Source organism: Streptomyces coacervatus (assembly GCF_029223485.1).
Lineage (GTDB): Bacteria > Actinomycetota > Actinomycetes > Streptomycetales > Streptomycetaceae > Streptomyces > Streptomyces coacervatus.
This window is the reverse complement of the sequence record NZ_JARHTP010000011.1, coordinates 307,842-328,762: the sequence shown is the minus strand read 5'-3', so window position 1 is coordinate 328,762 and position 20,921 is coordinate 307,842. Positions and strand designations below refer to the sequence as shown.

The window sequence follows — 20,921 nt, the reverse complement described above, 5'->3', positions numbered from 1 at the left end:
CCTCTGAGCTGCGCAAATGATCCCGTCCCGCGAGCGCTAGGTAGCGCATAACCTGTGGCCGTCCCGGACGAAGTCTCGGCATCGTTGGACATGAGTGTCGCCTCATTGCCACGCTCTGGTTGTCCGAAGAGGCGGACTTACGCATCGAAATAACACGGGACTAGGGGGACCGGTGCAGCGTCACGGATTCCAAAACCGGCACGCGAGGGGCGGTTTTTTGCAGTCCTGGCTGTTGGGGGAGAAGCGTCGAAGTGGTCTTAGTTTCGCAGAATTGGCTGCGCTCACTTTCGTTTCTAAATCTTCCTTGCAGCGGGCTACGCAAGGGTTTGGGCTACCTAGTCGGCAGGTCTTCGAGGCTTTTGTCCGTGGCTGCGCCTCGGATCCCGAAATTGCCGAGAGTGAGTGGCAAAGGGCCAAGTTGACGAACGAGCTGATATTGGGCCAAAGGATGTCTTATAGCTATCCTGAGGACGTCACAAATCACGCCGAATTACGTCAGGCTCTCAAGGATCTTGTAAAGCATAAAGGGCTCACGCTTCGACAGATTGAAAAGCTGTCTGAAAAACGAAACGCTAAACTCCGCCGCAGCACTCTGAGCGATTCTCTTAGTGGACGTCAGAATTTCAGCCGCGCATCGGTGGAAGAGCTTGCCCGGTCGTGCGGAGCGGAGGAAAGCACTGTTCAGGCGTGGGTCGAGGCATGGCGGCGAGCCGAGGGCGATAGGCGTGGTCGAAAGGGGCACCTAGGTGAGGTGCGCAAGCTGCCGGCCGAGGCGAGGCAATATGTTGAGCTCGGCATAGAGGAAATCTTTCGCGTCTGCGAACGCTACGGGGTTTCGAGTGCCGAGACAGATATGTACATGCGTCAGCGTGCCAAGTTGCGGCGTGCGACGGGTAGGCGAACTTATTGGCTCGACGCCCCGAAGTCTTGGAAATCCTCCGTGTCTCAACCTTGCGGTGATGTATCAGGGGTAATCGAAAAGGCTATAGAAGACGTCGTGATAGAGAATTTCGGAGGCCCGGTGAACTGGTCTCTTGTTCGGGGGCTCACAAAGGCTGTTCTCGAAGCGCTGCGCCAGAGTGAGAGTACTGGCGACTTGGAGACTCCCGATTAGATGTAATTCCCCGATTCGAATGCGTACCCCTGTCGTTGATCGGGTCGCAAGGGGTGGGGCTTGCCTTGGCGGGCCCGTTAGGTAAGTACCGGAAGAGCAGGAGGAGTATTTCGTGGAAGGCCTGAAGGAGCAGAAACCGCGCAAACATTGGACTTGGCCCGAAAGGTGGCAAGTGGCACTGGCTGCGGCGGGTCTGCTGGTGGCGGTCATCGCCACAGTAGGTCAGTACGTGCAGTAGCGCGGTCCACGCATGAGTGCCGGTAGCGGGCGGAAGCAGGAATGTAGCGAGCCCGGCCTACACCAGGGCGACCGGGCTCGTGACTACTGTGCTGAGGGCCCGACCTGGGCGGCCACCCGGGTTGGGTCTTTCGGCATCGGAATGGGACAGCCCGTTCCGACAGAAACACATTACCGCCTGGCTCCTTCTAGGAGTGGCCACCCGCCGGCTTGCGTCATGAGCGCGGGGGCTTATCCCTACGAAACGGCTTGAGGCTGAAACTCCGAATCGGTCGACTGGCCAACGGCCTGAACCGGGGCGCGTCGGGCCAGTTACAAGAGGCCCACGTCACGCAGGCGCTGCCACGCCGTACGGACATGATCTTCCGTGAAGAGGCGCTGTTTGCGGTGATTCCATCCCCTGATGCAGGCAGTCACAGATTCAGGGTTGGGTGGAGGCGGGACTAGTTCTTCGGCGGCAAAAAGCACGGTACTCAAGAGCTCCATGCCGAAAGCGTCCTCGAAGCCGGCTGTTAGCTTTTGGAACTTCGTGGCAATTTTTTCGAATTCCGGGTACTGCTTTAGGAGCTGTTCGGCATCGTTCGCAGAGTCTTTGTTGAGCTCCAGGATCGCCTGAGCGCCACTTGTGCCGTCGCCGAACCCGGTGATGAAATGACCTTCCATCGTTGAAACTGCGCTGTCCAGGCGTTGTGAGTACGGCCCGTAGATTCCCTTTTCGAAATGGAGTCCAAGGGGTAGTTGCATTTTCTGTAGGAAATACGCAACCTTGTGTGCTTCAAGTAGCGAAACGCGGGGCTCGAAAGCTAGTCCACGTGAAATACCGCTTCGGATGTAACGGTTGAGTGTGGCGAGGAACGCAGCACGCTCGCGGGTCATCTCAGGTGCCTTTGTGGCATTCGGCATTGACGCTGCACTCGGAGCGCCTGACGGCTCCCAGACTCGAACTTCCACTCCGGGGATAGTGCCCAATGCTTGGCGAATCAGGGGTTCGACGTCGCGCCATGCTAGGCCGCCATTTCCGCATCCAAGCGGCGGCACAGCAATGGACTTGATTCCCCGTTCGACGATTTCGTCACGTAGGGCAATGAGCCCCGAAGTGATATCTTCAATTCGGGATGGTGCACGCCAGTGACGCTTTGTTGGGAAGTTTACGATGAATCTTGGGCCGCCCAACTGCTTGACCTCATGCACGTGCATGCGGCCAACGGTGACGTCGCCGCGATCGCAGGATGCTTTGTAGTCCTCGAAGTTATCCGGATAGGCCCGCTTGAACTGCAAGGCGATGCCCTTGCCCATGACGCCCACGGTATTGACCGTGTTAACAAGGGCATCGACATCTGCCAGAAGCAGGTTGCCGGTGCCGCGCGTGATCATCGCTGTCCTTCCCTGAAGGGTTCGTTCGTTACCGCTAGGTCAGTAGTACCACTCACGTCTGACACTCACTGGAATCTCGGCGCCTACCTCCCTGAACAGGCGCCGCACCCGCTCAGCGTGATCATGATCGTAGGCCGCGGCTTCATGCAGGGCAGTCACGGGAAGGTGCTCGTGCACCAACAGCTCTGCCATGCGGCGCCGCATGCGATCACCATCGTCAACCGTGTTCGCCCAGTACCGCGCTCCTATGATCTCCCAGTCAACGACGCTCGGCATCATGCTCAGGTCGGTAAAGTGGCGGGTGATCTCGTTCGCGCAGTTGCCATCGCTGAACACGTATGGCCTTCCGGATGCCTGGACAGCATCCACGGACGTGACCAGGTAGACGAGTGGAGCTTGCCCTTCTTGGTACGTCGATACGCCGCCTCGACTGATCACGTAGAGCATGGGTGACCTCGGGGCGAAGTAGAACGGGACGTAATCAGCGGGGCATCCGTAGGGCGGAACGGTGATTCGCCGTGTTCGCCGTTCGGCCTTGACATCCCTGTCTCCGCACTCCACAGGCACGCCACCCCTGCCCTGCATGACGTTGTCTGAGACCATCTGCTTGTCGGACAGGATGTCCGGCAAGTGACGCACATGCGTGAAGTGAAACAGTCGTCGTTCCCCAACGTTCATCACAAAAGGTGAGTAGACCACAGTCGGGGATGCTGTCGGGAGCCGTTGCATCGTCAGTCAGCTGATGCAGCAGTGGTCTTTGACGCAACGTCAGACGCGGCACCCGGTCGCCGTGTGGACGGTGAGAATCCCCCAGACGTCCCCCAACTGGGTCGGCGTTGGAAGAAGTGCCTGGTCAGAGTGATCGGACGCGGCCCGCTGTAAATCTGCCGGCTCAGCCTTCCCAGGTTCGAATCCTGGCGCCGCCACTTTGATGAAGAGACCCCCTCCGGTCTGCGGAAACGCAGACCGGAGGGGGTCTCTTCATGTGCCACCCTCTGTCTCCGGGGCAGGCAGGGCGCAGGTACGGCTCAGGCCGAACTACTCCCCGCTGTGGGCAAGTTCGATGTCATGGTCGTCCGCGCCGCCGCCCGCCACCGTCACCGTCGCCGCCTGCGGCGGATAGCCCGTCGCGGTGATCGTGTACGCGCCGCTGTCCAGGTCGGAGAAGGCGTACGCGCCGTCGTGCCCGGTCCTGGTCGTGGCGACCACGTTGCCGGCAGCGTCCACCAGGGTCACCCGGGCGTCGCCCAGTGGGGCGCCCGCTCCGCGTACCGTGCCCCGTACATGGGCGCCGGGCCGGAGCTCGACCTCGATGCGTGTGGTGCCGGTGCCGCCGATCTCGACGGGCAGAGCGAGCGGGCGGTGCTTGGCGGAGTTGACGGCGAGGGTCACCGTCCCCGGCACCAGGTCGGTGACCGTGAACTCGCCGAGCACGTCGGTCCGTCCGGTGGTCAGCACGTCCCCGCGCACATCGGTCACGATCACCACCGCATCGGCGACCGGCGTCCCGCTGTCGGCGGACCGCACCAGCCCCGCAAGGCCGCTCGTGCCGCTCAGCAGGACGTCGTACGAGACCGGTCCGTCGGCGACGACGAGCGTCGAGGCCTGCGGCTGGAAACCGTCCGCGGAGGCGATCAGAACGTACGAACCGGCGGCGGGCGCATCGACACCGTACGAGCCGTCGGCCTGCGAGACCGACCGGCTCAGCTGCTTCCCGCCGAGCGAGATGAGGGTGACCGCGGCCCCGGCCAAGGGGACGCGCTCCGCACCCAGGACATGACCGCTCACCGGGATTCCGCCCCCGATGGAGCCGCTCGCCCCGTCGGGGGCAGCGGTCGCGACGGAAGCCGACGAGGACGCAGGTGCCGGCGAGGCTCCGTTGGAACGCGCGGCCGACAGGCCCGGCGCGCCGCCCACGGTCGTGGCCGCGGCGGACCAGCCCGACGCACCCTCCCCGGCCAGGCCGGTCGCACCCCCCTCGATCGCGGCCGCGGCGGACCGGCCCGACGCACCCTCCTCAGCCAGGCCCGACGCACCCTCCTCAGCCAGGCCCGACGCACCCTCCTCAGCCAGGCCCGACGCTCCCACCTCAGTCAGGCCGGGCGCGCCCCTTGTATCCAAGCCGGGCGCACCCTTCTCGATCCCCGCCGCGGACGGTGCCGTAGCGGACGGCCCTCCGGCGGCAGCCCTCTCCTCGGACGCGGAGCTGCCCCCGGCCGCAGCCGTCCGATGCCGCGGAATGAAGGACGCGACGGCGAAGGCGAGGAGCGCCGCGCCGCCGCCGATGGCGAGGACGGTCTTGAAGCCGTTCTGCGAGGGGAGGGAGACCCCGCCGAGGCTCGTGGTCATCTGCGACAGGATGACGCCGGCGACGGCGCTGGCGGTCGACGTCCCGATGGACCGCATCAGGGTGTTGAGGCTGTTCGCGGCGCCGGACTGCGACGGCGGCACGGCGCCCATGATGAGCGCGGGCATCGCGCCGTACGTGAAGCCGATACCGGAACCGATGACGCAGGACACCAGCACGAACTGCCAGACCTCGGTCATCAGGAGAATCTGCAGGCCGTAGCCGGCCGCGACGATCAGCGAGCCCAGCATCAGGCTGGCCTTCGGGCCCTTGGCCTTGGAGAGGGCGGCCGAGACGGGGGCGACGGCCATCATCACCAGGCCGGAGGGGGCCATGACCAGGCCGGCGGTGAGCAGCGACTTGCCGAGACCGTAGCCGGTCGCCTCAGGCAACTGCAGGAGCTGCGGAAGCACCAGCGACATCGCGAACATGCCGAAGCCGAGGGCTATCGAGGCGAGATTGGTGACCAGCACCTGGCGGCGGGCGGTGGTGCGCAGGTCGACCAGTGGCTGCTCGGTGCGCAGCTCGTACCAGCCCCACAGCAGCAGAACCGCCACGGCCGCCCCGAACAGGCCGAGCGTGGTGCCGCTGCCCCAGCCCCAGTCGCCGCCCTTGGAGATGCCGAGCAGCAGGCAGACCAGACCGGCGGCCATGCCGAGGCCGCCGACGACATCGAAGCGGCCGCCGGTCCGCACCTTGGACTCGGGTACGACGAACAGCACCAGCAGGAGCGCCACCACACCCATCCCGGCCGAGCTCCAGAACAGCACGTGCCAGTCGAAGTTGTCGGCGATCAACGCAGCCGCCGGCAGACCCAGCGCGCCGCCCACGCCGAGCGAGGCGCTCATCAGCGCGGTGGCCGAACCGAGCCGTTCGGCGGGCAGTTCGTCCCGCATGATGCTGATGCCGAGCGGGATCACACCGCCCGCCGTGCCCTGCAGCACCCGCCCGACGATCATCGGGGCCAGGGAGTCGCTGAGCGCGGCGGTGACCGATCCGGCGACCAGCAGGACCAGGCTCACCAGGAGCATGCGGCGCTTGCCGTACATGTCTCCCAGCCGGCCCATCATCGGGACGGCCACGGCGGCGGCGAGCAGTGTGGCGGTGACGGCCCAGGCGGTGTCGGAGGCCGGGGCGTTCAGGAGCTTCGGCAGCTCCGGGACGATCGGGATCACCAGGGTCTGCATCAGCGAGACCACGATCCCGCCGAAGGCCAGGACCGCTACGACGGCATTGGCCCGCGGCGCTGCGGACACCACCCCCTCGTCGTCGTCGTCGGCGGGTCGGGGAAGGGCGTGGGACATGGGCCGGGCCTCCGTAGGCAGTGGGCATCGGGTGTGCGCGACACCCTCAAGCTAAGCCGGTTGATTGACTTAAGCAAGCATGGTCGGGTTTCGTGGGAACCCGGTGAAGGGATCCGGGTGGCAGGGTCGGGAGCCGCTCCGCCTACGGCAGCTGTCCACCCCGGCTCCGCGCGGGGGCGTGCGCCCCCGCGCACAACAGACCCTCGCCCGGGGCGCACTGACCCCATGTCCACTCGTCGCAGACGCTGCCCCGAATGCCGTCGCGAGATCGCCGTCGTCGCCGGACGGTTCGCTCGGCACGACCCGCCCGGCGCGCGCGAGAACGGCGCACTCGTCTCCTGCCCCGGCTCCCGTCGCCAGGCGCAACTCGGCGCGGCCCAACCGTCGTTGGACGGATATGCCGTCCCGGAGATGCCTGGCCAACTGCCCCTGTTCTAGGCGGAGTTCCGGACGGCATTCCAGACGCCGCCACAGCTCCTACGGCCCTGCGATTCCGCTCCTACGGCCCCTGCGATTCCGCTCCTACGCCCCCTGCGAGCCTGCCCGCACGTCCATCCGCGTCACCAGCCCGTCCCCGCCGAACCGGTACACGTGCTCGACCGTCCCCTCCGCCCACCGGTCACCCGACGCGTCCCGCAGGCCCGGTCGTACGGTCACCACCACGCCCTCGCCGTCGCCGTCGAGCCGCAACCCCTCCAGCCGTACGAGGGGATGGCCGGCCGCGAACTGCCGCGCCCAGTAGGCGCGTACCTCCTCGCGGCCGTGCAGACGGACGCCGTCGAGTACGTTCGGCCAATCCACGTCCGGCGCCAGACACGGCAGTACGAAGGCGTCCCGCTCGTCGGTCGAGAAGGCCTCGTACATCCGCCGCAGCACGGCCTCCCGCGTGGCCGGAACCCCCTCACCGACCACCCTCAGTTCCCGGCCACCGACTTCACCGCCACCGACACCGGCGCCGACCCACCGACCAGCTCCAGCGTCAGACCGGCCGTCGCCGGAGTGTCCACCAACTCCGCCAGTACGGCGGCCACGTCGTCGCGGGGGACGGCGCCGCGGCCCGTGTGCGCCTCCAGCCGAACGAGGCCCGTTCCGGCGTCGTTCGTCAGCATGCCGGGGCGCAGAATCGTCGAGTCCAGGGCGTCCAGCCGCAGCACGTACGCGTCGGCCTCGCCCTTCGCGCGCAGGTACACATCGAAGATGTCGTCCCCCTGGTGCGCGGGATCGGCGCCCATCGACGAGACGACCACGTGCCGTCGTACGCCCGCCCGAACCGCCGCGTCCGCAAACAGGATCGCCGCTCCCTTGTCCACGGTGTCCTTGCGGGCCGCCCCGCTGCCCGGACCCGCACCCGCGGCGAAGACCGCCGCGTCTGCTCCCTGCAGATGCGCCGCGACCTCCTCGACCGAGGCCGACTCCAGATCCAGCAGGATCGGTTCGGCGCCGGCCTCCCGCAGGTCGCCGCCCTGCTCGGCGTGACGGATGATGCCCGCAACCTCGTCTCCGCGCGCAGCGAGCAGCCGCTCCAGCCGCAGCGCGATCTGACCATGACCACCAGCGATGACAATGCGCATGTTTCCGACCGTACGCCCGGACAGCCGCATCCGCCGCACGACTTGAGCCATGTCCCAGGGTGTGCCAGGGCGCGCATGTGGAGCGCACATGGAAAGAGCACGCGCTGGGCGCACAAGCCCTGACTGCGCGCTCCCCGGTGTACGCCGGGTTGTGCGCCGAGGATGTGCGTTACCCCCTCGTACGCCGTGAGCCCGCACCGCCCACTCGCACGCAGCACTCCGCCCCATTGGCGCACCGACGCGAAGTCACGCCGTCGGCTCGCATACACAGCGCCCAAGCCGAAGAAGCCCACCCTCGGCACACGCGCCGACGCCATGCCCATCGGCAGGGCTCACCCCCGCGCACGCTCCGGCCTGCGCGCCCGCGCACAAGCCAATACCGAGCGCCCCTCACGCTCGCGCACGCCCCGGCGCGCACCCCCACACTCACCGAGGCTCACCGCCCAGCGCTCGCATGCCTCACGACAGCTCGCCCCGCCCCTGCCGGGGCAGCCCCAGCTCCGCCGCCGCAGCCGAGTTGCAGTACTCCCGTACCGCACTCGTCCGCGCCACCACCCGCCCCCGATGCACCACGATCCGGCTGTACGCCAGCGACAGCGCCCCCGCCAGCCGATCGCCGCGCAGGGCCAGCAATTCGGCAGGGAAACCCGCCTCCACGCGCACCTCCGGCAGCCCCATGACCGCCCGCGCCGAGGAGCTCACCGCGTCGTACGACTCCTCGGGCCGCAATCCGTACCGGGAGGACAGCAGGTAGGCCGCCTCCAAGGGGTCCCCGCGTCCCACCGGGTTCGAGATGTCGCGCAGGGCGCCGCTGCCCGCGGCCACCCGGACGCCGGCCGCCCGCAGCAGCCGTACCGGAGCCGTGTCGCGCCGGTCGGTGGCGCCGCAGCCGCCCTGCGGCAGGCACACCACCGTCACCCCGGCGGCCGCGAGCTGGTCGGCGGTGCGCCGACCCGTCTCGGCGGGCAGCCGGCCGAGGCCGCCGCACGGGCCGAGCGTCACCCCGGGGCGCAGCCCGCCGGCCATCGCGACGATGCGGGCGAGGCGGGCCGGATCGGCGGCGTCGGTGTGCAGGTCGACGGGGCAGCCGTGTTCGGAGGCCACCTCGAGGACCGCCTCCACATACCCCGTCGGATCCGGGTCCAGGTCGGGACAGCCGCCCACCACGGAGGCGCCCATCTTCAGGGCGTCCCGCAGCATCGCCAGCCCGTCCGCCCCGGCCACGCCGGTCAGCAGCCTGGGCATCGCCACCGCCGTCAGTTCCGTCAGCCCGCGCAGCGAACGCCGCGCCTGCAGTACGGCGGCCAGCGCGCCCAGCCCCTGGACGTCGCCCACGCGCACGTGTGCCCGCAGCGCGGTCGCCCCGTGCCCCAACTGCAACAGCGCCGCCTCGGTGGCCCGGCGCTGGACGTCCTGGGGCTCGTACGAGGCCGGACCGTCGCCCTCGGCCGACAGCGCGGTGTCCCCGTGCGCGTGCGGTTCGGCAGGGGCCGGCAGCAGCAGATAGCCGCTGAGATCCACGCGCATCCCGCAGTCCCGCGTTCCGCCGACGGCCAGGCTGCCGGCCGTGCCGACCGCCTCGATACGCCCGCCGCCCAGCCGTACGTCCACGGTCCGGCCGTCGGTCAGCCGAGCCCCGCACAGCAGCAGGGCGGCCGGATCGCCCACCTGCCCCGAGGGGCCCGGAGAACCCGAGGAGCCCGATGAGGAGGACGAGCCCGACGAGGAGGACGAGTGGGGCTGCTGCGGCTGGCTGTCGGGCATCGCGCTCCAGGGGCTCGGGGGCTGCGCAGGGGGACGCAAGATCACGCAGAGTGAGTCGAGCCTAGGGCGGCGATCCGCTCGTGTCGGGGAGGAGCGCAATAGTCGTACCGGTGTGGTCCGTCGTGCCGGAGCGGCCTCAGCGGCTCGTGGGAGAGCAGGGAAACGGGCCGGGGCAGGGGCCGGGAGCGTGCGTGGAACAGGCCGGGACGGGGGCCGCGAAACGGATTTGGGTGAACGGCGGCCGAGCGTGTAATGTCTTCATCGCTCGCCCCAATAGCTCAGTCGGCAGAGCGTCTCCATGGTAAGGAGAAGGTCTACGGTTCGATTCCGTATTGGGGCTCTGGTGTGTGAGGTTCCCGTCGCAAGGCGGGAACGGATCGCATCACAGCGGTGTAGCTCAGTCGGTAGAGCAAGCGGCTCATAATCGCTGTGTCACCGGTTCAAGTCCGGTCACCGCTACTGACAGTAGCCGATTGTGGGGTCGGTCCTTCGATCGGCTACTCTTCTATGCGTTAAACCGTCCTATCCGTTCGTCAAGGAGCACTCACGTGGCTGCCACCGACGTCCGCCCGAAGATCACGCTGGCCTGCGTGGAGTGCAAGGAGCGGAACTACATCACCAAGAAGAACCGGCGTAACAACCCGGACCGACTGGAGATGAAGAAGCACTGCCCGCGTTGCAACGCGCACACCGCGCACCGCGAGACGCGATAAATCAGGCTCGTACGCGAGGCCGCCCCCACTAACCGGGGGGCGGCCTCGCGTCGTTTCGGCCCCGGTTACCGGCTGGTTCCGGCCGATTACAGGGCGCCCGGAGCAGATATCCGGCGGGTATCCGCAGACATCAGCAGGCAGACATCAGTCAGCAGGCAGACATCAGGAGGTGCCGAGCCATGGCGCTCGACCAGTCCTTCGTGGGGCGGAGCTACCCGCCCACCGAGCCCTATGAGGTGGGCCGGGAGAAGATCCGTGAGTTCGCGGAGGCGGTGGGGGACACCAACCCGGTGTACACGGACCCGGAGGCCGCCAAGGCGCTCGGCCACTCCGATGTGATCGCCCCGCCGACCTTCGTCTTCGCGATCACCTTCAAGGCCGCGGGGCAGGTCGTCCAGGACCCGCAGCTCGGCCTGGACTACAGCCGCGTGGTGCACGGTGACCAGAAGTTCGCCTACGTCCGCCCGGTGCGCGCCGGCGACCGGCTCACCGTCACCTCCACCATCGAGGCCATCAAGTCCCTGGCGGGCAACGACATCATCGACATCCGGGGTGAGGTCCACGACGAGGCCGGCGAGCACGTCGTGACTGCCTGGACGAAGCTCGTCGCGCGCGCGGCAGAGGAGGCGTGAGAAGAGGATGACGGCGAAGATCGCTTACGACGGCGTCGAGGTCGGCACCGAACTGCCCGCCCAGACCTTTCCCGTGACGCGCGCCATGCTCGTCCAGTACGCGGGCGCCTCCGGGGACTTCAACCCCATCCACTGGAACGAGAAGTTCGCCAAGGAGGTCGGACTGCCGGACGTCATCGCGCACGGCATGTTCACCATGGCCGAGGCGATCCGGGTGGTCACCGACTGGACCGGCGACCCGGGCGCGGTCGTCGAGTACGGCGTCCGCTTCACCAAGCCCGTGGTCGTCCCGAACGACGACCAGGGCGCCGTCATCGAGGTCAGCGCCAAGGTGGCCGCCAAGCTCGACGACAACACGGTCCGCGTGGACCTCATGGCGACCAGCGCCGGGCAGAAGGTACTGGGGATGTCTCGGGCGGTCGTACGGCTGGCCTGAGGGGCGAGAACCGACGTGGGTGTAAGGGGCGTTCTCCATTGTGGAGCGCTCCTTACCCGTATGTAGCCCCCTGCCTGCGACAACGTCTCGTGGCCGGCGAGCGTTCCGGTACCCCTTGACGTAGTTAGTGATTGAGTACTAACTTACTTCCATGGCCAGGATGAGCGCAGAGGAACGGCGCGAGAGCGTCATTCGGGCGGCGACCACGGAGTTCGCCCGCGGCGGCTACTACGGCACGTCGACCGAGGTGATCGCCAAGCGGGTCGGCGTCTCGCAGCCGTATCTCTTCCGGCTCTTCCCGGGCAAGAAGGCACTCTTCCTCGCGGTGGCCCAGCGGTGCATGGAGGACACCATCGGCACCTTCGAGGAGGCCGTCAAGGGGCTGGAGGGCGAGGAGGCCCTGCGCGCCATGGCGAACGCGTACACCAAGGTCATCGCGGAGCAGCCCGAGCGGTTGCTGATGCAGATGCAGATGTACGTCACCGTGGCCGCCGCCGAGCAGGCCGGTGACCACGAGTTCGGCGAGGCGGTGCGCAACGGATGGATGCGCCTGTGGGACACGGTTCATCTGCCACTGGGTGCCGACGTCGAGGAGACGACGACGTTCATGGCGTACGGGATGCTCATCAACTGCCTGGTGGCCATGGGTTTTCCTCCCGAGCATCGAGTCTGGGAGGGGCTGTATCCAGAGGCGCGGCTCGAAGGCCGTCTGGAGAAATAGTCCACGGATGCAGTTCACGGGAAAGGCGCCGCAACCGCCTTTTTATGCCCATGAAAGTTAGTCATCAATAACTAACCGAACGAACCTACCAAAGCGACTGATCACCCTCTGGGGGAGCGATGTCACAGCAGACCGCACGTCGCGGGGGAACCGTCTGGGCCCTCGTCATCACCAGCGTCGCCGGATTCATGGCGGCCCTCGACAACCTCGTCGTCACCACCGCCCTGCCCTCCATCCGCAAGGATCTCGGCGGAGCACTGGGCGACCTGGAATGGACCGTGAGCGCCTACACCCTCACCTTCGCGGTCCTCCTGATGTTCGGCGCGGCACTCGGCGACCGCTTCGGCCGCCGCCGCCTCTTCCTCGTAGGCCTCACCGTCTTCACCGGAGCCTCCGCCGCCGCGGCCATGGCAACCGGCATCAACGGCCTCATCGCCGCCCGCGCGGTCCAGGGCGTGGGCGCGGCAATCATGATGCCGCTCACCCTCACCCTGCTCACCGCCGCAGTACCGGCCGCCAAGCGCGGAATGGCATACGGCATCTGGGGCGCGGTCAACGGCCTCGCAGTGGCCTCCGGCCCCCTGATCGGCGGCAGCCTCACCGAGCACGTCTCCTGGCACTGGATCTTCTGGCTGAACGTCCCGCTGGGCCTCGCCCTGCTGCCGCTGGCCCGCCTGCGCCTGGCCGAGTCCTATGGCACCGGCGCCCCGCTCGACGTCCCCGGCACCCTGCTCGCCAGCGGCGGCCTCTTCGGGATCGTCTACGGCCTGGTGCGCGGGCCCGCCGACGGCTGGACCAGTTCCCTGGTGCTCACGGGCCTGTTCGCGGGAACCGCGCTGCTTGTCGGATTCGTCGGCTACAGCCTGCGCGCCAAGAACCCCATGCTCCCGATGCGACTGTTCCGCTCCCGTGCCTTCTCCGGCATCAACGCAGCGAGCCTGCTGATGTTCCTCGGCATGTTCGGCTCGATCTTCCTCCTGAGCCAATTCATGCAGGGCGTCCTCGGCTACTCGCCCACCGAGGCGGGCCTCAGGATGCTCCCGTGGACCGGCATGCCGATGCTCGCCGCACCGATCGCCGGCATCCTGTCCGACCGCATCGGCGGCCGCCCCGTCGTCGCCACCGGCCTCTTCCTGCAGGCCGTCGGCCTCGGCTGGATGGCCTCCGTGGTGGCGCCCGGTGTCTCCTACGCCGCCCAGCTGCCCGCCCTGATCATCAGCGGCATCGGCATGGGGCTGTACTTCGCCCCGGCCGCCAACCTGGTGATGTCCAGCGTCGGTTCCAAGGAGCAGGGCATCGCCTCCGGCGCCAACAACGCGCTGCGGGAGGTGGGCGGAGCGCTCGGCATCGCGATCATGTCGTCGATCTTCTCGGCCCAGGGCGGCTACGAGTCCGCGCAGAACTTCGTCGACGGCCTGCAGCCCGCACTGGTCACCGGCTCGGCGGTGGTGGCCGTTGCCGCCGTAGCGGCCCTGCTCATCCCGAGGCGGCGCTCCGCGCATACAGCGGTATCGACACCGGCCGAGGAAGCGACGCCGGCGCTGGAACCCGTCGCAGGCTGACCACACGACGACGAAACGGCTCCCCCGCAAGGGTGGGGCCGTTTTGCGTGTCCCACCGTTGGGGCTGAGGCAGGGGGGCTTCGCTCACCCGCGCTGGCGAGGTGCCGCCTGCGCCCACCCGTGCCGCCCCAGCGGCACGACTGCCCGCAGGCTCAGCGGATTGAAACACCCGCCTGCCCGCAGGCTGTGCGCGGGGCACGACTGCCGACAGGCCGCACGGGGAGGAGGGCACCCGCACCCGCCCACGGCGGGAAGGGGACGTGGCGGGGGGTGTCCGCCCGCAGCGGCCGGCGTCAGCTGCCGAGCACAGCCCAGCAAACGGCCACCGCCGGACCGAGGACGGACACCCCCCGCCGTGGCCCCGACCCACGACGAGACGACAGGCGCGACGCGCACCCCCACCGACCCCGCGCAGGCCGCCGCAGGCATCCGCACCCCACCGACCCCGCGCAGACCGCCGCAGGCATCCGCACCCCCGCCACCCCCTACCCGTACCCTTGAGCCCGTGCAGGAACGACACGACGCCCCCCTCGCCCCGCTGACCACCTTCCGGCTCGGCGGCCCCGCGACCCGCCTGATCACCGCCACCACCGACGCCGAGGTGATCGAAGCCGTCCGCGAGGCCGACGACACCGGCACACCGCTGCTTCTGATCGGCGGCGGTTCGAACCTGGTCATCGGCGACAAGGGCTTCGCGGGCACCGCACTCGTCATCGCGACCAAGGGCTTCGACCTCGACGGCACACGCCTGGAGCTCGCCGCCGGCGAGGTGTGGACCGACGCCGTCGCCCGGACCGTCGAGGCCGGCCTCGCCGGCATCGAGTGCCTGGCCGGCATCCCGGGCTCCGCCGGCGCGACCCCCATCCAGAACGTAGGGGCGTACGGCCAGGAGGTCTCCTCCACCATCACCGAAGTGACCGCCTACGACCGCACCACCCACAAGACGGTCACCATCCCGAACGCCGACTGCGCCTTCTCGTACCGCCACAGCCGCTTCAAGGCCGACCCCGAGCGCTACGTCGTCCTGCGCGTCCGCTTCGAACTCGAGGACGCGGACGGGCTCTCCGGCCCCATCAAGTACGCCGAGACAGCCCGAGCACTGGGCGTCGAGCCGGGCGACCGCGTCCCGCTCGCAGCCGCCCGCGAGACCGTCCTCAAGCTGCGCTCCGGCAAGGGCATGGTCCTGGACCCCGAGGACCACGACACCTGGTCGGCCGGTTCCTTCTTCACCAACCCGATCCTCACCGACGAGCAGTTCGCGGCGTTCCACGCGCGCGTGCAGGAGCGGCTCGGCGACGGCACGCAGCCGCCCGCGTACCCGGCGGCGGAGGGGCACACCAAGACCTCCGCGGCCTGGCTGATCGACAAGGCGGGCTTCACCAAGGGCTACGGCGCCGGCCCCGCCCGTATCTCCACCAAGCACACCCTCGCCCTCACCAACAGGGGCGAGGCCACCACGGAGGACCTGCTAGCACTCGCCCGCGAGGTCGTGGCCGGAGTCCACGAGGCCTTCGGCATCACGCTGGTCAACGAGCCGGTGACGGTCGGAGTCAGCCTGTAGGGCCCGCACGGGAGGGCCTCAGTACGCCACCCCCACCCCCTGCTTCACCGTCCCCGGATCGCCGGCCATCCCCAGCATCGCGTGCGCCACATCCGCCCGCCCCACGAACCGGCCCTTCGCCGGGAACCCGCCCACCACCGTCCGGTACACACCCGTCACCGGCTTGTTCTGCAGCCGCGGCGGCCGTACGACGGTCCAGTCCGTCGTACTGCGGGCCAACTCGGCCTCCATGGCGCTCAGATCGGCGTAGACGTCCTTGAGCAGCGCGGAGACGATGCCGCGCGCCGTGCGGTCGAGCGCCCCCTCCCCCTCGGGCGGCGGGCCGACCGGCCCCGCGCTCACCACGAGCAGCCGCCGCACCCCCTCCGCCTCCATGGCACCCAGCACCGTACGCGTGAGCCGGGTCGCCACCCCCGCCTCCTTGCGGCTGCGCGCACCGAGCCCCGACAGGACCACGTCCCGGCCGGCCACCGCGCGCCGCACGACCTCCGGGTCGGTCAGGTCGTCCCGGAACACCTCCAGCCGGTCGCCCGTCACGGCCAGCCGCGCGGGATCCCGTACGACCGCCGTGACCTCGTGACCTGCGTCCAGGGCCTGACGGACGATTTCCCGGCCGATGCCGCCGGTGGCGCCGAAAACGGTGAGTTTCATGGGTACTCCCATGCTCGTAGACGGTGGGTGAGTATTCACTCACCCTCTCCTCCCACTAGAGTGAGTAAGCACTCACCCACCCGTCAAGCCCGACTGCGCGATGGAACGACTGAACGATTGGACGACACATGGAAACGAAGCCGGCCGGTGTCCGCATCCTCGATGCCGCTCACGAGCTGATGCTCACCGTCGGGCTGGCCCGCGCCACCACCAAGGAGATCGCCAAGGCGGCCGGCTGCTCCGAGGCCGCGCTCTACAAGTACTTCGCGAGCAAGGAAGAGCTGTTCATCCGCGTCCTCGCGGAGCGCCTGCCCCAGTTGACGCCACTGCTGCGCAGCCTGGCCGCCGAGCCCGGACAGAACACGCTGGAGGAGAACCTGACCGAGATCGCCCGCCACGCCGCCCTCTTCTACGAGCAGAGCTTCCCGATCGCCGCGTCCCTGTACGCCGAGACCCAGCTCAAGCGGCGGCACGACGACGTCATGCGGCAGATGGGAACGGGCCCGCACAAGCCGATCCAGGGCGTGGACACCTACCTGCGGGCCGAGCAGGAGCTCGGCCGGGTGAGCCGCGACGCGGACACCTTCGCGGCCGCGTCGCTGCTGCTGGGCGCCTGCGCGCAGCGGGCCTTCGCCTACGACGCGACGCGAGAGGCGGTACGCCCGCCGGTGGACGAGTTCGCCCAGCGGCTGGCGCGAACCCTGCTGGCAGGCATCGCCGACCGGCCCGAGTCGACCGACCTGACCCGACTAACCTGAGGCGGCCGACCGGCGGGCCTAGGCCAGCCAGTCGTCAACCCCCGCCAGCAGCTTCGCCTTCACATCCTCCGGTGCCGCCGAAGCCCGTACCGACTGGCGGGCCAGTTCCGCCAACTCCTCGTCCGTGAAGGCGTGATGGCGGCGGGCGATGTCGTACTGCGCGGCCAGCCGGGCGCCGAACAGAAGCGGGTCGTCGGCGCCCAGGGCCATCGCGACACCGGCGTCGTACAGCGTCCGCAGCGGGACGTCCTCGGGCTTCTCGTACACGCCCAGAGCCACATTCGAAGCGGGGCAGACCTCACACGTCACACCCCGCTCCGCGAGCCGCTTCAGCAGCCGAGGGTCCTCCGCGGCCCTTACTCCGTGCCCGATCCGGTGCGCGTCCAGGTCGTCGAGACAGTCCCGTACCGACGAAGGGCCGGTCAGCTCGCCGCCGTGCGGGGCCGACAGCAGCCCGCCCTCGCGGGCGATCGCGAACGCCCGGTCGAAGTCCCTTGCCATGCCCCGGCGTTCGTCGTTGGACAGACCGAAGCCGACCACACCCCGGTCGGCGTACCGCACGGCCAGCCGGGCCAGCGTGCGCGCGTCCAGGGGGTGCTTCATACGGTTCGCGGCGACCAGCACCCGCATGCCCAGGCCCGTCTCCCGCATCGTCGTGTCCACTGCGTCCAGGATGATCTCCAGCGCCGGGATCAGACCGCCCAGACGAGGCGCGTACGAGGTCGGGTCGACCTGGATCTCCAGCCACCCCGAGCCGTCCTTCAGATCCTCCTCCGCGGCCTCCCGCACCAGGCGCTGGATGTCCTCGGGCTCCCTGACGCACGAGCGCGCCGCGTCGTACAGCCGCTGGAAGCGGAACCAGCCCCGCTCGTCCGTCGCCCGCAGCTTCGGCGGCTCGCCGCTGGTCAGGGCCTCGGTCAGGGCTTCGGGCAGTCGCACACCGTACTTGTCGGCCAGCTCCAGCACGGTGGTGGGCCGCATCGACCCGGTGAAGTGCAGATGGAGATGGGCCTTCGGCAGCTCAGAGACATCACGTACACGCTCCATTCCAGGATCCTGCCGTACGTCCCTGCCGTCCCGGTAGCGGATTCCCCGTACGTGGTCTTGCTCGCACGAAAAAACGGGCCCCCTCAGGTGAGGGGGCCCGTTCAGTGCGGCGACGTCAGTCCTGCGCCTCCGCCAGCAGCTTCTGGATCCGGCTGACGCCCTCGACGAGATCCTCGTCACCCAGGGCGTACGACAGGCGCAGATAGCCCGGCGTGCCGAAGGCCTCGCCCGGGACGACCGCGACCTCGGCCTCCTCCAGGATCAGCGCGGCCAGCTCGACCGTGTCCTGCGGGCGCTTGCCGCGGATCTCCTTGCCGAGCAGGCCCTTGACCGACGGGTACGCGTAGAAGGCACCCTCGGGCTCCGGGCAGAGCACGCCGTCGATCTCGTTCAGCATCCGCACGATGGTCTTGCGGCGGCGGTCGAAGGCCTCGCGCATCTTGGCGACCGCGTCCAGGTTGCCGGAGACGGCGGCCAGGGCGGCGACCTGTGCGACGTTCGACACGTTCGACGTGGCGTGCGACTGCAGGTTGGTCGCGGCCTTGACCACGTCCTTCGGGCCGATGACCCAGCCCACGCGCCAGCCGGTCATGGCGTACGTCTTCGCGACACCGTTGACCACGATCGTCTTGTCGGCGAGTTCGGGCACGACCACCGGAAGGGAGTGGAACTCCGCGTCGCCGTAGACCAGGTGCTCGTAGATCTCGTCGGTCAGGACCCACAGGCCCTTCTCGAGAGCCCAGCGGCCGATCTCCTCGATCTGCGCGCGCGTGTAGACGGCGCCGGTCGGGTTGGAGGGGGAGACGAAGAGCAGGACCTTGGTGTTCTCGGTGCGGGCCGCCTCCAGCTGCTCCACACTCACCCGGTAGCCGGTCGTCTCGTCCGCGACGACGTCGACCGGGACACCGCCGGCCAGGCGGATCGACTCCGGGTACGTCGTCCAGTACGGCGCCGGCACGATGACCTCGTCGCCAGGGTCGAGGATCGCGGCGAAGGCCTCGTAGATGGCCTGCTTGCCACCGTTGGTGACCAGGACCTGGGCCGCCTCGACCTCGTAGCCCGAGTCGCGCAGCGTCTTCGCGGCGATCGCGGCCTTCAGCTCGGGCAGACCGCCGGCCGGGGTGTACCGGTGGTACTTCGGGTTCTTGCAGGCCTCGATGGCGGCTTCGACGATGTAGTCCGGCGTCGGGAAGTCGGGCTCACCGGCGCCGAAGCCGATCACCGGACGCCCGGCGGCCTTGAGGGCCTTGGCCTTGGCGTCCACGGCGAGGGTGGCGGACTCGGAGATCGCGCCGACTCGGGCGGAGACCCGGCGCTCGGTGGGAGGGGTTGCAGCGCTCATGGGCCCCATCGTTTCAGACCGGAAACGACCCCGGCACGCGGGTTTCACAGACTGAACATGTGCGGGTCGACCACTGAACACCCGTCCGGAATCAGCCGATGGCCTGGTGATCTTCCGGCGGTTTTCCGGCGATCTTCCTTCGTCAAGGCCCCTACGGGCGCTTTCTGTTCGACGATGCGCTCCGGACCACGTACACTCTCACCTCGTTGGCCATCAACTGCCGCGCCGCAGACGGTGCACACCGAGCACCCGGTCGGATGCGGTACGTTGGGGGACACACAAAGGGTCGTAGCTCAATTGGTAGAGCACCGGTCTCCAAAACCGGCGGTTGGGGGTTCAAGTCCCTCCGGCCCTGCTACACACACCTTCGCCAGGATGTGTGCGCATGTACGTACAGCAATGCAACGCCGTGCGGCTCAGACCGGGCGCGGCACGGCCACGACCCGGGAACAGGTGAGGACGAATGGCGGACGCCGTGGGCTCCATCGACACGCCTGATGCCCAGGATGAGGCGCAGGAGTCACAGAAGAAGGCCCGCAAGGGCGGCAAGCGGGCCAAGAAGGGCCCGTTCAAGAGGCTTGCCCTCTTCTACCGCCAGGTCATCGCCGAGCTTCGCAAGGTCGTCTGGCCCACGCGTAACCAGCTGACCTCGTACACCACCGTGGTGATCTTCTTCGTGACCGTCATGATCGCCCTGGTGACCGTGATTGACTATGGGCTCAACCACGCGGCCAAGTACGTCTTCGGCTGAGCCGAGAGCGAAGGGCGCCGAGGTACCCGGCGCCCCTTTCGCATGTTCCACCCCTATGTATCCAGGAAGAAGCAGCCACCGTGTCTGACACGAACCTGAACGACGACGCCATCGAGCCGGACGAGTCCGTGGGCGACGAACTCGACATCGTCGAGGGCGCGGACGAGCAGGACGAGTTCGAGGCTGCCGAGGCCGAGGCGGGGGAGCCCGCCGAAGAGGCCGCCCTGCAGGTCGTGGACGAGGAAGAGATCGCCGAGGAGGCCGAAGAGGCCGTCGAGGAGGAGTCCGAGCCGGTCGACCCGGTCGAGGCCCTCCGCGAGGAACTGCGCTCCCTGCCCGGCGAGTGGTACGTCATCCACACCTACGCCGGTTACGAGAACCGGGTGAAGACCAACCTGGAGCAGCGCGCCGTCTCGCTGAACGTCGAGGACTACATCTTCCAGGCCGAGGTGCCGCAGGAAGAGGTCGTCCAGATCAAGAACGGCGACCGCAAGACCATCAAGCAGAACAAGCTCCCGGGCTATGTCCTCGTCCGCATGGACCTGACGAACGAGTCCTGGGGCGTCGTCCGCAACACCCCCGGCGTCACCGGCTTCGTGGGCAACGCCTACGACCCGTACCCGCTGACCCTGGACGAGATCGTCAAGATGCTCGCCCCGGAGGCCGAGGAGAAGGCCGCCCGCGAGGCCGCCGAGGCCGAGGGCAAGCCCGTCCCGCAGCGCAAGGTCGAGGTCCAGGTGCTGGACTTCGAGGTCGGCGACTCGGTCACCGTCACCGACGGCCCGTTCGCCACGCTCCAGGCGACCATCAACGAGATCAACCCCGACTCGAAGAAGGTCAAGGGCCTGGTGGAGATCTTCGGCCGCGAGACGCCGGTCGAGCTCTCCTTCGACCAGATCCAGAAGAACTAGTTCAGTACTTTCTGGTTCAGCTCCTTCTGGACGCACCGCTTCCGCGCAGGTCAGGCAGGCTGTCGCAGCCCGTCTGACCTGCTCGGTTTTTAGCCGCGCATCTATACCCGTTATCGTTGTGCGGT

At 68.3% G+C, this 20,921-nt stretch carries 20 protein-coding genes and 3 tRNA genes; 14 read left to right on the top strand and 9 right to left on the bottom strand.

Annotated features, from left to right (window positions below):
• Positions 1–94 precede the first annotated feature (94 nt).
• The gene (locus P2Q00_RS27725) at positions 95–1,114 is read left to right on the top strand and encodes a helix-turn-helix domain-containing protein (protein ID WP_338059348.1); all 1,020 of its coding nucleotides are present in this window, start codon (positions 95–97) and stop codon (positions 1,112–1,114) included.
• Positions 1,115–1,663: 549 nt separating this feature from the next.
• On the opposite strand, the gene darG is transcribed toward P2Q00_RS27725, so the two are convergent.
• From darG to P2Q00_RS27710, 3 genes are all read right to left on the bottom strand, one after another.
• The gene (gene darG / locus P2Q00_RS27720) at positions 1,664–2,725 is read right to left on the bottom strand and encodes a type II toxin-antitoxin system antitoxin DNA ADP-ribosyl glycohydrolase DarG (RefSeq protein ID WP_275775578.1); all 1,062 of its coding nucleotides are present in this window, start codon (positions 2,723–2,725) and stop codon (positions 1,664–1,666) included.
• Between the two features lie 39 nt (positions 2,726–2,764).
• A complete protein-coding gene (darT, locus tag P2Q00_RS27715) occupies positions 2,765–3,403 on the bottom strand; it encodes a type II toxin-antitoxin system toxin DNA ADP-ribosyl transferase DarT (protein WP_275775577.1) in 639 nt (212 codons plus the stop codon).
• A 360-nt stretch (positions 3,404–3,763) separates the two neighbouring features.
• Positions 3,764–6,376, bottom strand: coding sequence for an MFS transporter (locus tag P2Q00_RS27710; RefSeq protein ID WP_275775575.1), 2,613 nt, complete (start codon positions 6,374–6,376; stop codon positions 3,764–3,766).
• Between the two features lie 225 nt (positions 6,377–6,601).
• Between P2Q00_RS27710 and P2Q00_RS27705 the strand changes: the two genes are divergently transcribed.
• Positions 6,602–6,814, top strand: a complete 213-nt coding sequence (locus P2Q00_RS27705) for a hypothetical protein (protein ID WP_275775574.1) — start codon at positions 6,602–6,604, stop codon at positions 6,812–6,814.
• A gap of 84 nt (positions 6,815–6,898) precedes the next feature.
• Here P2Q00_RS27705 and P2Q00_RS27700 read toward each other — a convergent pair whose 3' ends face one another.
• The 3 genes from P2Q00_RS27700 to P2Q00_RS27690 all read right to left on the bottom strand — a co-directional run bounded on the left by P2Q00_RS27700 (position 6,899) and on the right by P2Q00_RS27690 (position 9,711).
• Positions 6,899–7,288: a nuclear transport factor 2 family protein gene (locus tag P2Q00_RS27700; protein WP_275775573.1), complete on the bottom strand. Its 390-nt coding sequence runs from the start codon at positions 7,286–7,288 to the stop codon at positions 6,899–6,901.
• A gap of 2 nt (positions 7,289–7,290) precedes the next feature.
• Positions 7,291–7,947, bottom strand: a complete 657-nt coding sequence (locus P2Q00_RS27695) for an NAD(P)H-binding protein (protein ID WP_275775572.1) — start codon at positions 7,945–7,947, stop codon at positions 7,291–7,293.
• A gap of 459 nt (positions 7,948–8,406) precedes the next feature.
• Positions 8,407–9,711 (bottom strand): amidohydrolase family protein, encoded by a 1,305-nt coding sequence (locus P2Q00_RS27690; RefSeq protein ID WP_275775571.1) that lies wholly within the window; start codon positions 9,709–9,711, stop codon positions 8,407–8,409.
• Between the two features lie 267 nt (positions 9,712–9,978).
• Here P2Q00_RS27690 and P2Q00_RS27685 point away from each other — a divergent pair.
• The 8 genes from P2Q00_RS27685 (at position 9,979) to P2Q00_RS27650 (ending at position 15,336) form a co-directional block, all read left to right on the top strand.
• Positions 9,979–10,051 (top strand) — tRNA-Thr (locus P2Q00_RS27685).
• A 46-nt stretch (positions 10,052–10,097) separates the two neighbouring features.
• Positions 10,098–10,170: transfer RNA gene (locus tag P2Q00_RS27680), tRNA-Met, on the top strand.
• An 89-nt stretch (positions 10,171–10,259) separates the two neighbouring features.
• Positions 10,260–10,424, top strand: a complete 165-nt coding sequence (gene rpmG / locus P2Q00_RS27675) for a 50S ribosomal protein L33 (RefSeq protein ID WP_003948671.1) — start codon at positions 10,260–10,262, stop codon at positions 10,422–10,424.
• A gap of 179 nt (positions 10,425–10,603) precedes the next feature.
• A complete protein-coding gene (locus P2Q00_RS27670; protein WP_275775570.1) occupies positions 10,604–11,056 on the top strand; it encodes a MaoC family dehydratase N-terminal domain-containing protein in 453 nt (150 codons plus the stop codon).
• A gap of 7 nt (positions 11,057–11,063) precedes the next feature.
• Entirely contained in the window at positions 11,064–11,492 is a 429-nt protein-coding gene (locus P2Q00_RS27665; protein ID WP_275775568.1) for a MaoC family dehydratase, read from the top strand.
• 151 nt (positions 11,493–11,643) lie between these two features.
• Positions 11,644–12,213 carry a TetR/AcrR family transcriptional regulator gene (locus P2Q00_RS27660; protein ID WP_275775566.1) on the top strand — a complete coding sequence of 190 codons (570 nt, stop codon included), beginning with the start codon at positions 11,644–11,646 and terminating at the stop codon, positions 12,211–12,213.
• Between the two features lie 119 nt (positions 12,214–12,332).
• Complete coding sequence (locus P2Q00_RS27655; protein WP_275775565.1) at positions 12,333–13,775, top strand: DHA2 family efflux MFS transporter permease subunit; 1,443 nt, start codon at positions 12,333–12,335, stop codon at positions 13,773–13,775.
• 505 nt (positions 13,776–14,280) lie between these two features.
• On the top strand, positions 14,281–15,336 hold the full coding sequence (locus P2Q00_RS27650) for a UDP-N-acetylmuramate dehydrogenase (protein ID WP_275775563.1): 1,056 nt from the start codon (positions 14,281–14,283) through the stop codon (positions 15,334–15,336).
• Between the two features lie 18 nt (positions 15,337–15,354).
• Here P2Q00_RS27650 and P2Q00_RS27645 read toward each other — a convergent pair whose 3' ends face one another.
• Positions 15,355–15,987 carry an NAD(P)-dependent oxidoreductase gene (locus P2Q00_RS27645; protein ID WP_275775562.1) on the bottom strand — a complete coding sequence of 211 codons (633 nt, stop codon included), beginning with the start codon at positions 15,985–15,987 and terminating at the stop codon, positions 15,355–15,357.
• A 128-nt stretch (positions 15,988–16,115) separates the two neighbouring features.
• Here P2Q00_RS27645 and P2Q00_RS27640 point away from each other — a divergent pair, with 128 nt between their 5' ends.
• On the top strand, positions 16,116–16,745 hold the full coding sequence (locus P2Q00_RS27640; protein WP_275775560.1) for a TetR/AcrR family transcriptional regulator: 630 nt from the start codon (positions 16,116–16,118) through the stop codon (positions 16,743–16,745).
• An 18-nt stretch (positions 16,746–16,763) separates the two neighbouring features.
• Here the strand turns inward: P2Q00_RS27640 and P2Q00_RS27635 are convergent, their stop codons facing one another.
• Together P2Q00_RS27635 and P2Q00_RS27630 are read right to left on the bottom strand one after the other, a co-directional pair.
• A complete protein-coding gene (locus P2Q00_RS27635) occupies positions 16,764–17,792 on the bottom strand; it encodes an adenosine deaminase (protein ID WP_275775558.1) in 1,029 nt (342 codons plus the stop codon).
• A gap of 115 nt (positions 17,793–17,907) precedes the next feature.
• Positions 17,908–19,134, bottom strand: a complete 1,227-nt coding sequence (locus P2Q00_RS27630; RefSeq protein WP_275775556.1) for a pyridoxal phosphate-dependent aminotransferase — start codon at positions 19,132–19,134, stop codon at positions 17,908–17,910.
• A 282-nt stretch (positions 19,135–19,416) separates the two neighbouring features.
• Here P2Q00_RS27630 and P2Q00_RS27625 point away from each other — a divergent pair.
• The 3 genes from P2Q00_RS27625 to nusG all read left to right on the top strand — a co-directional run bounded on the left by P2Q00_RS27625 (position 19,417) and on the right by nusG (position 20,796).
• A tRNA-Trp gene (locus P2Q00_RS27625) sits at positions 19,417–19,489 on the top strand.
• Positions 19,490–19,597: 108 nt separating this feature from the next.
• Entirely contained in the window at positions 19,598–19,885 is a 288-nt protein-coding gene (secE, locus tag P2Q00_RS27620; protein WP_275775554.1) for a preprotein translocase subunit SecE, read from the top strand.
• 80 nt (positions 19,886–19,965) lie between these two features.
• Positions 19,966–20,796, top strand: coding sequence for a transcription termination/antitermination protein NusG (nusG, locus tag P2Q00_RS27615; protein WP_275775553.1), 831 nt, complete (start codon positions 19,966–19,968; stop codon positions 20,794–20,796).
• Positions 20,797–20,921 lie beyond the last annotated feature (125 nt).

Bases quoted from the DNA above. Each gene is read 5' to 3' on its own strand.
- darG (WP_275775578.1), bottom strand. From the start codon at position 2,725: ATGATCACGCGCGGCACCGGCAACCTGCTTCTGGCAGATGTCGATGCC.
- darT (WP_275775577.1), bottom strand. From the start codon at position 3,403: ATGAACGTTGGGGAACGACGACTGTTTCACTTCACGCATGTGCGTCAC.
- P2Q00_RS27710 (WP_275775575.1), bottom strand. From the start codon at position 6,376: ATGTCCCACGCCCTTCCCCGACCCGCCGACGACGACGACGAGGGGGTG.
- P2Q00_RS27705 (WP_275775574.1), top strand. From the start codon at position 6,602: ATGTCCACTCGTCGCAGACGCTGCCCCGAATGCCGTCGCGAGATCGCC.
- P2Q00_RS27695 (WP_275775572.1), bottom strand. From the start codon at position 7,947: ATGCGCATTGTCATCGCTGGTGGTCATGGTCAGATCGCGCTGCGGCTG.
- P2Q00_RS27690 (WP_275775571.1), bottom strand. From the start codon at position 9,711: ATGCCCGACAGCCAGCCGCAGCAGCCCCACTCGTCCTCCTCGTCGGGC.
- P2Q00_RS27670 (WP_275775570.1), top strand. From the start codon at position 10,604: ATGGCGCTCGACCAGTCCTTCGTGGGGCGGAGCTACCCGCCCACCGAG.
- P2Q00_RS27665 (WP_275775568.1), top strand. From the start codon at position 11,064: ATGACGGCGAAGATCGCTTACGACGGCGTCGAGGTCGGCACCGAACTG.
- P2Q00_RS27660 (WP_275775566.1), top strand. From the start codon at position 11,644: ATGGCCAGGATGAGCGCAGAGGAACGGCGCGAGAGCGTCATTCGGGCG.
- P2Q00_RS27655 (WP_275775565.1), top strand. From the start codon at position 12,333: ATGTCACAGCAGACCGCACGTCGCGGGGGAACCGTCTGGGCCCTCGTC.
- P2Q00_RS27645 (WP_275775562.1), bottom strand. From the start codon at position 15,987: ATGAAACTCACCGTTTTCGGCGCCACCGGCGGCATCGGCCGGGAAATC.
- P2Q00_RS27640 (WP_275775560.1), top strand. From the start codon at position 16,116: ATGGAAACGAAGCCGGCCGGTGTCCGCATCCTCGATGCCGCTCACGAG.
- P2Q00_RS27635 (WP_275775558.1), bottom strand. From the start codon at position 17,792: ATGGAGCGTGTACGTGATGTCTCTGAGCTGCCGAAGGCCCATCTCCAT.
- P2Q00_RS27630 (WP_275775556.1), bottom strand. From the start codon at position 19,134: ATGAGCGCTGCAACCCCTCCCACCGAGCGCCGGGTCTCCGCCCGAGTC.
- secE (WP_275775554.1), top strand. From the start codon at position 19,598: ATGGCGGACGCCGTGGGCTCCATCGACACGCCTGATGCCCAGGATGAG.